This window comes from Pseudomonas sp. LH1G9, from assembly GCF_002949975.1.
Taxonomy (GTDB): Bacteria; Pseudomonadota; Gammaproteobacteria; order Pseudomonadales; family Pseudomonadaceae; genus Aquipseudomonas; species Aquipseudomonas veronii.
In genome coordinates this window covers 2,429,905-2,444,806 of sequence record NZ_CP026880.1, presented here as the reverse complement: position 1 = coordinate 2,444,806, position 14,902 = coordinate 2,429,905, and the positions used below count along the sequence as shown (strand labels likewise).

Here is a 14,902-nt window from a genome sequence, read left to right as displayed (position 1 = left end):
AGAAAGTGGGTGCCTTTTACCGGGCACCTACCGGGCGGTGACGCAAAGGCAACGCGTAGAGCGGCAGATAATAATAAGGATTGGAGCATGAATAATAAGAAACAACAGGTGCGGGTGACCGCTGGGTTTGCTCTTCTGAGCAGCTTGATCGTGGCCGGCTCTGTTCAGGCCGGTGGCTTTTCAACTCCAACTTATGGTGCTCCCGGCTGGGGGAGAGCGTTCGGGGGTGGTTCGTTGTTCAAAAATGACCCCAGTTCGGCGTACAACAACCCCGCCGCGATGGCGTTTGTGGACCAGAACGTCGCACAAATGACGGTCGACTACGCGCGCATCAAAATCAAATATAAGGGCGCGGCTAATGATTATCTGGGTAACCCTGTCTCGAACAGTCCAATAGGTGCGGATGGTTTCCCTGACCTTTCATCGCCAACGGTCAACAACAATGATGGTGGCGAGGGTGGTTTCACTGCCTGGTTGCCGACCGGGTTCATGGTGATGCCCCTGGGGGACCGGTTCGCTTTTGGCTTGAGCCAAGTGGTGCCACAAGGGATGCGCTCAACTTGGGACGAAGACTCCAAACTTCGCGATTTTGCTGTAGACACCAAGATCGAAACCGTGGGATTGACCGGTTCGCTTTCGTTCAAAGTCAATGATCAGTTCGCCATCGGCGGTGGGCTTATTGTTCAACACAGTAAAGGGTTTGTGAGTCAGAACATCGATTTGTTGGCGGCTGCTGCCAACTCCCAGGACCCATTACTGGGCAGTATTGATTTGCCGGCAGGTGTCGGAGGCGCGCTGATACGGGTCAAGGTCGACAATATCTCCACCGGCTGGTTTACCGGTATTACCTGGAAACCCACTGACCAAGACACCTTGGGCCTGAACTATCACGCCAAGATCAAGAACAAGATGACGGGCAAGTACAACATTCGTTCAGACTCGTACAGCTATGCCCTGATGACTCAACCGAACCCGTTCACTGGCACTGGCACGCTGGTTGGGTCGGCTTATCCTGGGCTGGCGTTGTACCCGGATGGCGCACATGCCAGTACCCAACTGGATATTCCCGCGACTGCGGGCTTTGACTGGGTGCATCAGTTCAATGACCGATTCACCTTGGGCGCAAGTGTGAACTGGACGCAGTGGTCGTCGTTCAAGGACCTCACGCTCAAGTCCGGCGATATCACCATCGTCTCGATCCCCTACAACTACAAGGACTCGTGGATGTACTCCCTCGGCGGCGACTTCCGTGCCACCGATGAACTGACGCTGCGTGCCGGTGTGGCCCTTGACCAGACACCAACCCGCAACTCGACCCGTGACCCCCGTATCCCGGATGGTGATCGTACGTTCTTGTCGTTCGGTGCGGGTTACGAGGTAAAGGCTGTAAAGGGCTTGAGTCTTGACTTGGCGTATTCCCATCAGTTCGTGCAGGAAGTGAAGCTGAAAACCAAAAACGTTGACCGCTTGGGTGGCGCCAGCCTGGACGGCAAGGCTGAGTCGTCAGGCGATGTGGTCAGCGTATCGGCCACCTACAAGTTTTAACAGATATCGAGGGCTATGGAGGAAGGCACTAAGCGCATCTGAATGCCTTCTTCCTGCTGTTTGCCCTCATTTACGGGTCGCCATGTGACCTATTCCGATTTTCGTATTCGTGACCCCGGCTGACGTGCTCAGCCCAGTATTTTTTTGCCCATGAGTTAAATAAAAATTTCAAAATATAATTTGAATCTGACTTTCCAAATTTGTAGTGTTGCCCTACGCCGCAGTTCATATCGATCTGCGCCAGCGTTCGCCACGCCCTGAATCGAGTAGAGGTATCCCCATGGTGATCTGGTTATTGGTGGGTTTCGCAGCCGCGATTGCCCTGGCGTATCGACAAGCCGCCGCTGTCCACTGGCTGGGCGCTGGCCTGGCCTGGCTGGCGGCCGGCTACCTGTTCAACGTGGTCGCCGTTTTCGGCACCACCGTCGTGGCGCTGTTAGTGGTATTGCCCGCGTTGCTGATGACAATCAAACCGCTGCGTCGCCGCCTGTTGACCAGCAAGGCTCTGAGCCTATTTCGTACAGTGATGCCGGCAATGTCCGACACCGAGCGCGCGGCCATCGAGTCCGGCACCGTGTGGTGGGATGCCGAACTGTTCAGCGGCCGACCCGACTGGCAGCGCCTGCTGCAAGCCGCGCCGGCCAGCCTGAGTGCCGAGGAACAAGCCTTCCTCGACAACGAAGTCGAAACCCTGTGCGACATCGCCAACGACTGGGAAACCACCCAGGTCTGGCAAGACATGTCCCCCGAGGGCTGGCAGTACACCAAGGACGCCGGTTTCCTTGGCATGATCATTCCCAAGCAGTACGGCGGCAAAGGCTTTTCCCACTACGCGCATTCGCAAGTGGTGATGAAGCTGTCGACACGCTGCTCGGCGGCGGCGATTTCGGTGATGGTGCCCAACTCCCTGGGCCCGGCGGAATTGCTGCTGCATTACGGCACCGATGCCCAGCGCAATTACTACCTGCCGCGCCTGGCGCGTGGCGAAGACATTCCGTGTTTCGCGCTGACCAGCCCGTATGCCGGTTCCGACGCTGGGGCGATTCCGGACCTGGGCATCGTCTGCAAAGGCCTGCACGAAGGCGAGGAAGTGCTGGGTTTCAACGTGACCTGGGACAAGCGCTACATCACCCTTGGCCCGATTGCCACAGTGCTTGGCCTGGCGTTTCGTGCGCAAGACCCGGAAGGTCTGCTCGGCCAGCCGGGTTCGCTGGGCATCACTTGCGCGTTGATCCCAACCTCCCATCCGGGCGTGAACAGCGGTCGTCGGCACTGGCCGCTCAACGCGGTGTTTCAGAACGGTCCTACCACCGGCAAGGATGTGTTCATTCCCCTGGAGTGGGTCATCGGCGGCCGCGAACAGGTCGGCAACGGCTGGCGCATGCTGATGGAATGCCTGGCGGCCGGTCGGGCGATTTCCCTGCCGTCGGCCAACGTCGGCCTGGGCAAGGTCGCAGTACGCGGCACCAGCGCCTATGCGGCGATGCGCAAACAGTTCGGCCTGCCCATCGGCAAGTTCGAAGGCGTGCAAGCCCCGTTGGCGCGCATGGCTGGGCATTTGTATGCCTGCGACGCAGTGCGCAAGGTGTCGGTGGCATCGCTGGATGCCGGCGAGAAACCTTCAGTGATCTCCGCCATCGCCAAATACCACGTCACCGAGCGCGCGCGGATGATCGTCAACGACGGCATGGACATCGTCGCCGGCAAGGGCATCTGCATGGGGCCCAACAACTTCCTGGCTCGCGCTTATCAACAAAGCCCGATTGCGATCACGGTGGAAGGCGCGAACATCATGACCCGCTGCCTGATCATCTTTGGCCAGGGCCTGATCCGTTGCCATCCCTATGTGTTGCGCGAGATGGAAGCGGCGCGCAACCCCGATCGGCGCAAGGCGCTTGAAGCGTTTGACAGCGCAATGTTCGGCCATGTGAGCTTTGTGCTGGCCAATACGGTGCGCGCCACAGTGCATTCGCTCACTGGCGGGCGCCTGATTTCCGCACCCTCCAAGACCGAGCCGGCGTTGGCGTCCTACTACCGTCAGGCCAATCGGCTGTCGGTGGTGTTGGCTTTGATCTCGGACGTTTCCATGGGTGTGCTCGGCGGTGCGCTCAAGCGCAAGGAAAGTATCACCGGGCGCCTGGGCGATATTCTTTCGCAGTTGTACATCTTGTCTTGCGTGCTCAAGCGCTTTGAAGACGACGGTCGGCCCCAGGCGGACTTGCCGTTGGTGCACTGGTCGGCCCAGGACGCCTTGCTGCGCGCCCATGAAGCGCTCGCCGAGGTGCTGGAGAACTATCCGTCGAAAGCCGCTGCGGCGGTGGTGCGCGGCTTGAGTTTTCCGTTTGGCATCCCGTTGCGCAAACCCTCGGATTGGCTGCTGGCCCAGGTGGCGGATGTGGTGCAGACCCCCGGCGAAACCCGTGAGCGCTTGCTGGCCAATTCCTATATCCCACGTCCGGAAATCGACAAGCTGGCCTACGGCGAATTGGCTTTCCGCCTGTTGCCGCAGGTGGAGCTGATCGAAGCACGGCTCAAGCCTGCGATCAAACAGGGCTTGCTCGAACCGATGCCGATCGCCGCCACGGCCTTTGCCGCCTGGCGCGTCAAGGCGCGGGCGCTGGACTTGATCAGCAGCGATGAAGACGCCTTGCTCGCGCGCTATGTGGAATATGCCGACCACGGCATCCAGGTCGACGACTTCCCGCAGGACTTCGGTCTGCTTGAGGCGTTGCAGCAGCGTAAGCATGTGTTGCAACCGTCTACCCAGCGTCGTACCAGCCAGGGCGAGAATGCTTCGGTCAATTGAGTGGCACTGAATGAACGCGCCTACATGGCTCGGGCGTTCATACCGATACCGTATCGTGAGTGGATGTTTATATGAGTGACAGCTACCTATCGTTCGTCAATTCTCCCTGGGGCCGACGCTTGGCCCAGGCCATCGGCCTGCCGCAACCGTTGCTGCTGCAACGTCATCGCCGTGGCCAGCAAGGCCTGGCCAACCCGGTGATCGTCGCGGGGGCAGGGCGCCTGGCTGTGCAAGTGCAACAGATTTTCAGCGCCACCGACACGGTCGCCGCCACTGCAGCGACCCTCAAGGCGCCGTCTACGGTCAAGGTGCAGGGCGCGGTGTTCGATGCCACGGGCGTCGTCGACCTGCAGCAGCTCGATGAGCTCTACGTATTTTTCCACGCCAATGCCAAGCGCCTCGCCCAGCATGGCCGTGTGGTGGTGCTCGGCACTGCTCCCGAAGACTGTCGGGATTTGCCCCAGGCCATCGCCCAGCGCGCCCTCGAAGGGTTGGTGCGTTCGCTGGCCAAGGAACTGCGCCGGGCGATCACCGTGCAATTGATCTACGTCGCGCCGGGGGCCGAACACGCCCTGGACAGCAGCCTGCGCTTCTTTCTGTCGCGTCGTTCGGCCTATGTGTCGGGGCAAGTGGTGCGCCTGGAAAAACCGCTGGACGGCCCTGTCACGGTCAACTGGGACACCCCCTTCGCCGGCCGCCGCGCACTGGTCACCGGTGCCTCCCGCGGCATCGGCTTGGCGATTGCCCAGGTATTGGCCCGCGACGGCGCCCATGTGGTGTGCGTGGATGTGCCCCAAGCCGAGGACGCGCTGCAACACGCCGCCGCCAGCGTCGGTGGCTCGGCGTTGCCACTGGACATTACCGCAGCAGATGCGGCCTCACTGTTGCAGGCCCATGTCAGCCAATCCGGCGCCTTCGACGTGGTGGTGCATAACGCCGGGATCACCCGCGACAAGACCATCACCAAGATGACCGAAGCGGCGTGGCGCAGTGTGCTGGCGGTCAACCTGCAAGCGCCGTTGCAACTGAGCCACGCGTTGCTGGAATGCCAGGGCCTGAACCCGGGCGGGCGTATCGTCTGTGTGTCGTCGATTTCCGGCATCGCCGGCAACCTCGGGCAAAGCAACTACGCCACCTCCAAAGCCGGCGTGATCGGCCTGGTCCACGGCCTGGCGCCGTTGGCGGCGGCGCAGCAGGTCACGGTGAACGCGGTGGCGCCGGGGTTCATCGAAACCCAGATGACCGCGAAGATCCCGCTGCTGATCCGCGAAGCCGGGCGGCGCATGAATTCGCTGTCCCAGGGCGGCCAGCCGATCGACGTGGCCGAGACCATCGCCTGGCTGGCCCACCCGGCGTCCGGCGGCGTCAACGGCCAAGTCGTGCGCGTGTGCGGCCAAAGCCTGCTGGGAGCTTGAGCCATGGACTACGTGACGCAGATCATCGACCCGCCGCCGTCGCAGCCCCAGTTGTTGCTGGACGGCCTGCGCGCCTTGCGCAAACCCAAGCTCGACGGCGCGCCTGAGTTGCCCAAGGCGCGTCTGGTGCGTTCGGCGGTGGAATTGTCGGCCACCGGCATCGCCGCGTATGGCCGCGCCTGTGGTTTCCGACATGAGCAGGGCGTGCCGCTGTCCTACCCGCAGGTGCTGGCGTTCCCGTTGCACCTGATGCTGCTGACCCGGCCGAGTTTCCCGTACCCGGCCAGCGGCATGGTCCACCTGGCCAATCGCATTCGTCAGCACCAGCGCTTGCACGCGGGCCAGGCCCTGCGCCTGGAGGTGTACTGCGAGCGTTGGGTGGCGCACCCCAAGGGCCAGGCGCTGAGCATCGCCACCCGGGCCTACGGTGCGGACACGCTGCTGTGGGAAAGCGACAGCCTGTACCTGCGGCGCGACGTGAAAAAACCGGTGGGTGAGCCATGGGCGGACGTGCTGCCCTTGCAGGAAGAAGGCCTGTTGCGCACCCAGCGCTGGGTGCTGCCCGCCGACCTGGGCCGGCGGTTTGCCAAGGTCTCGGGGGATTTCAACCCGATTCATACCTCGCTGATCGGCGCAAAACTCTTTGGCTTTCGCCGCGCCATCGCCCACGGCATGTGGACATTGGGCCGCGCATTGGCCGCCGAGCAACCGCCGGGTGGCCTGGATCAGGCGCAAGCGCATTGCGACTTCAAGCTGCCGATCTTCCTGCCCGGCCAGGTCGCGCTGTGGCGCCGCCCCGTGAGCGGCCCGCGGCGTGAGTTCGAAGTGCGCAACTTCGCCGGTGACAAACCGCACATGCGCGGGCTTTTTATCTGGAACGAGCGCCTTAAATGAATGACTACAGCTTCAACCCGGCCCCGGCCCGCCGTGTGGCGATCATCGGCGGCAACCGCATTCCGTTTGCCCGCTCCAACACGGTGTACGCCCACGACAGTAACCAGGATTTGCTGGTGGCCGCGCTGCAAGGCCTGGTCGACCGCTACAACCTGCATGGCCAGCGCCTGGGCGAGTTCGCCGCGGGCGCGGTGATCAAGCACTCGCGGGATTTCAACCTGGCGCGTGAGTCGCTGTTATCGACCACGCTGTCTGCGCAAACCCCGGCCTACGACTTGCAACAAGCCTGCGGCACGGGCCTGGAAGCGGCCTTGCTGGTGGCGAACAAGATCGCCCTCGGCCAGATCGACGTGGGCATCGCCGGTGGCGCCGACACCACGTCCGACGCGCCCATCGGCCTCAATGAAGCGCTGCGCCACACCTTGCTTGCGGCCAATCGCGCCAAGGCCATGGGCGACAAGGTGAAGGCGCTGCTGAAGGTGCGTCCGTCGATGTTCTTCAAGCCGCTGCTGCCGCGCAATGGCGAACCGCGCACCGGCCTGTCGATGGGCGAGCACTGCGAAGAAATGGCCAAGCGCTGGCAGATCAAGCGCCTGGCCCAGGATGAATTGACCCTCAGCAGCCACCAGCGCCTGGATGCCGCCTATCAACGCGGTTTCTTCGACGACCTGATCAGCCCCTATCGCGGCCTGGCGCGGGACAACAACCTGCGCGCCGACACCAGCCTGGAGAAGCTCGCCAGCCTGTCCCCGGCCTACGACCGCCAGAACGGCACGCTCACGGCGGGCAACTCCACACCGCTGACCGACGGCGCCTCGGTGGTGCTGTTGGCCAGTGAAGCGTGGGCCGCCGAACACGGCTGGCCGGTGTTGGCTTACCTGCGCACCGGCGAGACCGCGGCGGTGAACTTTGTCGACGGCAGCGAAGGCCTGCTGATGGCGCCGGCCTATGCCGTGCCGCGCCTGCTCAAGCGTGAGGGCCTGGGCTTTGCCGACTTCGATTTCTTCGAGATCCACGAAGCGTTCGCCGCCCAGGTGCTCTGCACGCTCAAGGCCTGGGAAGACGCCGACTACTGTCGCGAACGGCTGGGGCTGGACGCACCGCTGGGCACCATCGACCGCGCCAAGATGAACGTCAACGGCGGCTCCCTGGGCTGCGGGCATCCCTTCGCCGCCACCGGGGGCCGGCAATTGGCGGCGTTGGCCAAGGCGATCCACGAGCGTGGCGGCGGGCGCGGCCTGATTTCGATCTGCGCGGCGGCCGGGCTGGGCATTACCGCCATCGTCGAAAAGTAGCGCTATCCAAAACAACAACAAGGAAACTGCCATGAACGCTATCAGCCTGGAACACACCGAACGCATCTGGTTGAACGCCTACCTGCCTGGCGTCCCGGCGGACATCGATGCCGGTATCGAGGACTACCCGTCGCTGCGCGAGGTGTTCCTGGAGCACTTGGAAAAATTCCGCGAACGGGTGGCCTACGTCAGCATCGGCACCGAAATGACCTATGCCGACTGGCACATGCAGGGCATCGCGTTTGCCGCCTGGTTGCAAGGCCAGGGTGTGAAGACCGGCGACCGCGTGGCGCTGATGATGCCCAACTGCTTGCAGTACCCGATCTGCCTGCTGGGGACGATCCTGGCCGGTGCGGTGGTGGTCAACGTCAACCCGCTGTACACCGCCCATGAACTCAAGCATTTGCTCAAGGACAGCGGCGCGGAGACGGTGGTGATCTTCGAGAACTTCGCCCACACCCTGGAAAAAGCCATGCCCGGCAGCAGCGTCAAGCGCGTGGTGGTGGCGGCCATCGGCGACTTGCTCGGCACCTTCAAGGGCGCGGCGATGAACTTCATCCTGCGCCGCGTGCAGAAACAGGTGCCGAGGTTCAACCTGCGCGGTTCGGTACGCTTCAATCAGGCGCTCAAGCAAGGAAGGGCGCTGACCCATTTCCCGGTGGACATGCACCTCGACGACCTGGCCTTCCTGCAATACACCGGCGGCACCACGGGTGACGCCAAGGGCGTGATGCTCAGCCACCGCAACATCATCGCCAACCTGCTGCAAGCCAAGGCCTGGGTCGGCAACCAATTGGACCAGGACAAGCAGGAAACCAACGTCACCTTGTTGCCGCTGTATCACATCTTTTCCCTGACGGTGAACTGCCTGATGTTCATGTGCCTGGGCGGGCGCAACATCCTGATCGCCAACCCACGGGACGTGAAGCGCGTGCAGATGATCCTGCGCAAGGAGCGCTTCAACGGGATTGCCGGGGTCAACACGTTGTTTAACGGCTTGCTGGAGAACCCGGAATTCTGTGCGCGGGACTTTTCCGACCTGCGCATGGTGATCGCCGGTGGCATGGCCACGCACACGGCGGTGGCCAAGCGCTGGAAGGAAGTCACCGGGCTGCCGATCATCGAAGGCTACGGGCTGACCGAATGCTCGCCGGTGGTGAGCATCAGCCCCATCGATATTTCCCGCATGCGCGAGATGGAATTCACCGGCAGCATCGGCGTGCCCTTGCCGTCGACCTGGGTGCGTTTCATGCGCGAAGACGGCGAATTGGCTGACCTCGGTGAGCAGGGCGAATTGCAAGTGCGCGGCCCGCAGGTGATGCAGGGCTACTGGAAGCGGCCCAAGGAAACCGCCGAGGTGCTGGATGCCGAGGGCTGGCTGTCGACCGGCGATATCGGGGTGATGGATACGCGCGGTTATATCCGCCTGGTCGACCGCAAGAAGGACCTGATCCTGGTCTCGGGCTTCAACGTGTACCCCAATGAAATCGAAGACGTGGTGGCGCTGCACCCCGGCGTTGCTGAAGTGGCGGCAATCGGTGTGGAAGATGGCGTGACCGGCGAGAGGGTGAAGATCATCGTGGTGCGCAAGGACCCGAACCTGACCCAGGCACAGATCCTGGCCCATTGCCGGGAATACCTGACGGGGTACAAAGTGCCCAGGTACGTGGAGTTTCGCAGCACCGAGCTGCCCAAGACCACGGTGGGCAAGGTGCTGCGCCGCGCGCTGCGTTAACTTGAATTCTAGGTGATCTAAATGTGGGAGGGGGCTTGCCCCCGATAGCGGAGTTGAAGTCACCGAGCCTATCGACTGATCCACCGCCATCGGGGGCAAGCCCCCTCCCACATTTCAGAGCGAGTTCACATTGACCCAGCGCTGTTCTCGAGCCGCCATGTGGAGTTTCGCAGCACCGAGCTGCCCAAGACCACGGTGGGCAAGGTACTGCGCCGCGCGCTGCGTTAACTTGAATCTCTAGGTGATCTAAATGTGGGAGGGGGCTTGCCCCCGATAGCGGAGTTGAAGTCACCGAGCCTATCGACTGATCCACCGCCATCGGGGGCAAGCCCCCTCCCACATTTCAGAGCGAGTTCACATTGACCCAGCGCTGTTCTCGAGCCGCCACCCGAATCGCTGTCGCCAGCCGCTCGACCGCCCACGCCGTCTCGAAGTCGCTGCCGTCCGCGCCCTGGCCGGCCACTGCCAGAATCAACTCGCGCACTTCCAGCGTCTTCAATTCGTTGTAGCCCAACTGATGGCCGGCGGCCGGGCTGAACGCCGCGTAGCCGGGCAGGGCGGGGCCGGCCAGCAGGCGTTGGAAGCCGTCCTGGCCCTTGCGGCACAGGCGCAGTTCGTTCAAGCGCTCCTGATCGAAGGCCAACGTGCCTTGCGTCCCGCTGATCTCAAACGCCAGGTGGTTTTTGTAACCGTGCTTGAGCCAACTGCTGCTCACCGTGCCGCGCGCGCCGTTGGCGAAACGCAGCAGGGCGTGTACCTGGTCGTCCACGGCAATCGACTTGAGTGTGTCGCCGCCTTTGACGGCGGGGCGCTGCGCATGCACGGTCTGCGTATCGGCGCACACGCTGACCACATCGCCCACCAGATAGCGTGCCATCGACAGCAAGTGGCTGCCCAGGTCTGCCAGGGCGCCACCGGCATGTTCCACCTCACAGCGCCACGACCAGGGTGAAGCCGGGTCGGCCATGAAGTCTTCGCTGAACTCACCCTGGAAACTGATGATTTCGCCCAATTCGCCGTTGGCGATGATCTGCTTTGCCCACCCGATCATCGGGTTGTGCTGGTAGTTGTAGCCGACCCGCGTCACCACGCCCGCCGCACTCGCGGCGTGGCGCATGGCGTCGGCCTGCGCCAGGCTGACCGCCAGCGGTTTTTCGCAGTACACCGCCTTGCCCGCCGCGAGCGCGGCCATGGCCATGGGGTAGTGCAAATGGTTCGGTGTGGTGATCGCCACCACATCGACCGTGGGGTCGTTGACCAGCGCTTGCCAGTCACCATGGGCCTGGGCAAATCCCCAGGCATCGGCGCAGCGCTGGGCGCGTTCGGTGTCGGCATCGGCCAGGGCGGCCAGCTTGAGGCTGACCGGCAGCTCGAATACCGTGCGGGCGTTATTGAACGCCAGGGCATGGGCGCGGCCCATGAAGCCTGTGCCGATCAGGCCGATTCCGAGTTTGCGCATAGCCGTGGTCCTTTGGATTATTGTTTTCAGGGAGGCTATTAATGGAATATAAATTCTCATAATTCAATATGTGGAAAAAATAATTCATTTCTGAAGCTATATCATTGCAGTTGATGTGGTTATATTCAGCGCAGGGTTAAAAGCCGCCAGTTAACAAAAGATAACGTAGCGCCGATTGTCAGACGATTCGAAAGCCCGATAGGATGGCCCCTACTTCCTCCAGGCGCTCTAGATTGCAGGTTTCAGAGCCCGGGAAGGTAAGACGACCTAACAATAATAAATGGGAGAAAGGTCTATGAGTGAGCCTGTCATGGGTTGGGTTGTTTGCCGCCCACGCGCCGCACGCAGGGTTGCGTTGCTGGCCACAGCGCTCTCGTTGCTGGCCGGTGCCGCGTTGTCGCCACCGCTGTTGGCAGCCAGCGATACCGCCGCACAGCCGGTGTTTGCAATTGAATCCCCCAAGGCCGCCAAGGGCCTGATGATCGACGTGGTCCACGCGGGCTCGCGCCTGGTGGCGGTCGGTGATCGCGGGCACATCCTCTATTCCGATGACCAGGGCAGCACCTGGACCCAAGCCAAAGTTCCCACCCGCCAGTTGCTCACGGCGGTGTTTTTTGTCGATGACAAACACGGCTGGGCCGTCGGCCACGATGCGCAGATCCTCGCCAGCGTCGACGGCGGCGCCACCTGGGCCCAGCAATACCAGGACCTCAAGCGCGAAGCGCCGTTGCTCGACGTCTGGTTCAACGACGCCAACCACGGCCTGGCCGTCGGCGCCTACGGGGCGCTGATCGAAACCACCGATGGCGGCAAAACCTGGGAAGACGTCAGCGAGCGCCTCGACAACGAAGACCAGTTCCACCTCAACGCCATCGCCCAGATCAAGGATGCCGGCCTGTTTATCGTCGGTGAGCAGGGCAGCATGTTCCGCTCCAGCGACGACGGCCAGACCTGGGAAAAACTCGAAGGCCCCTACGAGGGTTCGCTGTTCGGCGTGATCGGCACCGCCCAGCCGCACACCCTGTTGGCCTACGGCTTGCGTGGCAACCTGTACCGCTCCACGGATTTCGGCAGCACCTGGGAGCAGGTCGAACTGAATGCGGCGCGCGGCGCTCTGGAGTTCGGCTTGTCCGGGGCGACCTTGCTCGATGACGGCGCGCTGGTGGTGGTCGGTAACGGCGGCAGCGTGGTGGTCAGCCATGACGACGGCCAGACCTTCAGCGTATTCAATCGCCCGGACCGTATTTCACTCTCGGCGGTGACGGCGGCGGGCAATGGCAACTTGATTCTGGTCGGGCAGGGGGGTGTTCGTGTTGCTACGCCAACCGGCGCCGAACCCACAAAACAATAAGAAGGCGGGGAAAGAATGAGCAGTCATCACAACGATAAAGCGACCTTTCTTGAGCGCCTGATCTTCAACAACCGCCCGGCAGTGATCGTCATCTGCCTGCTGGTGAGTATTTTCCTGTTCTGGCAGGCGACGTTGATTCGCCCCTCCACCAGCTTCGAAAAGATGATCCCGCTCAAGCACCCCTTCATCGAAAAGATGATGGAACACCGCAACGACCTGGCCAACCTGGGCAACACGGTGCGTATCTCGGTGGAGGCCAAGGACGGTGACATCTTCACCAAGGACTACATGGAGACCCTGCGGCAGATCAACGACGAGGTGTTCTACATCTCTGGCGTCGACCGCTCGGGCCTCAAGTCGCTGTGGAGCCCCAGCGTGCGCTGGACCGAAGTCACCGAGGAAGGCTTTGCCGGCGGGGAAGTGATCCCGCAGAGCTACAACGGCTCGCCGCAAAGCCTCGATCAACTGCGCAACAACGTGCTCAAGTCCGGCCAGGTCGGGCGCCTGGTGTCCAACGACTTCAAGTCGAGCATTGTCGACATCCCGCTGCTGGAGTCCTACCCGGACCCGCAGGACCAGGGCAAGTTGCTGGCGCTGGACTATCGGCAGTTCTCCCATGAACTGGAAGACAAGATCCGCACCAAGTTCGAAGCGCAGAACCCCAACGTCAAGATCCACATCGTCGGTTTCGCCAAGAAGGTCGGCGACCTGATCGACGGGCTGGTGATGGTCGTGTTGTTCTTCGGCGTTGCCTTCGTCATCACGCTGGTGCTGTTGCTGTGGTTCACCAACTGCCTGCGCAGCACCGTCGCGGTGTTGAGCACGACGCTGGTGGCGGTGGTCTGGCAACTCGGCTTGATGCACTTCTTCGGCTTCGGGCTCGATCCATATTCGATGCTGGTGCCGTTCCTGATCTTCGCCATCGGTATTTCCCACGGCGTGCAGAAGATCAACGGTATCGCCCTGCAATCGAGCGACGCGGACAATGCGCTGACTGCCGCACGGCGGACCTTCCGGCAACTGTTCCTGCCGGGGATGATCGCGATTCTGGCGGATGCGGTGGGTTTCATTACCCTGCTGATCATCGACATCGGGGTGATCCGGGAACTGGCCATCGGCGCGTCCATCGGCGTGGCGGTGATCGTGTTTACCAACCTGATCCTGCTGCCGGTGGCGATTTCCTACGCGGGCATCAGCAAGCGCGCCGTGGCCAGGAGCAAGAAAGACGCGAATCGCGAACACCCGTTCTGGCGCCTGCTGTCGAATTTCGCCAACCCGAAGGTCGCGCCGATTTCCGTCGCCCTGGCGCTGGTCGCGTTCAGCGGCGGCCTCTGGTACAGCCAGCACCTCAAGATCGGCGACTTGGACCAGGGCGCGCCGGAGCTACGCCCGGATTCGCGCTACAACAAGGACAACAACTTTATCATCAGCAACTACTCCACCAGTTCCGACGTGCTGGTGGTGATGGTCAAGACCAAGGCCGAAGGCTGCTCGCGCTATGATGCCATGGCGCCCATCGACCAGTTGATGTGGAAGATGCAGAACACCGAGGGCGTGCAGTCGGCGATCTCGCTGGTGACCGTGTCCAAGCAGATGATCAAGGGCATGAACGAGGGCAACCTGAAATGGGAAACCTTATCGCGCAACCCGGATGTGCTGAACAACTCCATCGCCCGTGCCGATGGCCTGTACAACAACAACTGCTCCCTGGCGCCGGTGCTGGTGTTCCTCAACGACCACAAGGCCGAAACCCTCGACCGCGCCGTGCATGCGGTGCAGGACTTCGCCAAGGAAAACAACAAGGACGGCCTGGAGTTCATCCTCGCCGCCGGTAACGCCGGGATCGAGGCCGCCACCAACGAGGTGATCAAGGAGTCGGAACTGACCATCCTGATCCTGGTGTACCTGTGCGTGGCGACCATGTGCATGATCACCTTCCGCTCTTGGGCGGCGACCCTGTGCATCGTGCTGCCGCTGGTGCTGACCTCGGTGCTGGGCAACGCGCTGATGGCGTTCATGGGCATCGGCGTCAAGGTCGCGACCTTGCCGGTGGTGGCCCTTGGCGTGGGCATCGGCGTGGACTACGGCATTTACATCTACAGCCGTCTGGAAAGTTTCCTGCGCGCTGGCCTGCCGTTGCAAGAGGCGTACTACCAGACGCTCAAGTCCACAGGCAAGGCGGTGCTGTTCACAGGGTTGTGCCTGGCGATCGGCGTGTGTACCTGGATCTTCTCGGCGATCAAGTTCCAGGCCGACATGGGCCTGATGCTGACCTTCATGCTGCTGTGGAACATGTTCGGTGCGCTGTGGCTGCTGCCGGCGCTGGCGCGGTTCCTGATCAAACCGGAGAAGTTGGCCGGGCAGAAAGGCAACTCGCTGTTCGCCCACTGAGTGCGGCGGTG

At 62.2% G+C, this 14,902-nt stretch carries 9 protein-coding genes; 8 read left to right on the top strand and 1 reads right to left on the bottom strand.

The window, feature by feature from the left end:
• The first annotated feature begins 87 nt into the window (after positions 1 to 87).
• The 6 genes from C5F70_RS11245 to C5F70_RS11220 all read left to right on the top strand — a co-directional run bounded on the left by C5F70_RS11245 (position 88) and on the right by C5F70_RS11220 (position 9,690).
• Positions 88 to 1,545 (top strand): outer membrane protein transport protein, encoded by a 1,458-nt coding sequence (locus C5F70_RS11245; RefSeq protein WP_026139961.1) that lies wholly within the window; start codon positions 88 to 90, stop codon positions 1,543 to 1,545.
• A gap of 280 nt (positions 1,546 to 1,825) precedes the next feature.
• The gene (locus C5F70_RS11240; protein ID WP_104903329.1) at positions 1,826 to 4,351 is read left to right on the top strand and encodes an acyl-CoA dehydrogenase; all 2,526 of its coding nucleotides are present in this window, start codon (positions 1,826 to 1,828) and stop codon (positions 4,349 to 4,351) included.
• Between the two features lie 71 nt (positions 4,352 to 4,422).
• Positions 4,423 to 5,766 (top strand): 3-oxoacyl-ACP reductase, encoded by a 1,344-nt coding sequence (locus C5F70_RS11235; protein WP_104903328.1) that lies wholly within the window; start codon positions 4,423 to 4,425, stop codon positions 5,764 to 5,766.
• A 3-nt stretch (positions 5,767 to 5,769) separates the two neighbouring features.
• Positions 5,770 to 6,660, top strand: a complete 891-nt coding sequence (locus C5F70_RS11230) for a MaoC/PaaZ C-terminal domain-containing protein (RefSeq protein WP_104903327.1) — start codon at positions 5,770 to 5,772, stop codon at positions 6,658 to 6,660.
• Positions 6,657 to 7,955: an acetyl-CoA C-acetyltransferase gene (locus C5F70_RS11225; protein ID WP_104903326.1), complete on the top strand. Its 1,299-nt coding sequence runs from the start codon at positions 6,657 to 6,659 to the stop codon at positions 7,953 to 7,955. Before C5F70_RS11230 ends, C5F70_RS11225 begins: the two co-directional genes overlap by 4 nt.
• A 31-nt stretch (positions 7,956 to 7,986) precedes the next feature.
• On the top strand, positions 7,987 to 9,690 hold the full coding sequence (locus C5F70_RS11220) for an AMP-binding protein (protein WP_104903325.1): 1,704 nt from the start codon (positions 7,987 to 7,989) through the stop codon (positions 9,688 to 9,690).
• 343 nt (positions 9,691 to 10,033) lie between these two features.
• On the opposite strand, the gene C5F70_RS11215 is transcribed toward C5F70_RS11220, so the two are convergent.
• On the bottom strand, positions 10,034 to 11,149 hold the full coding sequence (locus C5F70_RS11215) for a Gfo/Idh/MocA family protein (RefSeq protein WP_104903324.1): 1,116 nt from the start codon (positions 11,147 to 11,149) through the stop codon (positions 10,034 to 10,036).
• A 310-nt stretch (positions 11,150 to 11,459) separates the two neighbouring features.
• Here C5F70_RS11215 and C5F70_RS11210 point away from each other — a divergent pair, with 310 nt between their 5' ends.
• Entirely contained in the window at positions 11,460 to 12,500 is a 1,041-nt protein-coding gene (locus C5F70_RS11210; RefSeq protein WP_169865359.1) for a YCF48-related protein, read from the top strand.
• A gap of 15 nt (positions 12,501 to 12,515) precedes the next feature.
• Complete coding sequence (locus tag C5F70_RS11205; protein WP_104903323.1) at positions 12,516 to 14,891, top strand: RND family transporter; 2,376 nt, start codon at positions 12,516 to 12,518, stop codon at positions 14,889 to 14,891.
• The last annotated feature ends 11 nt before the right edge of the window (positions 14,892 to 14,902 follow it).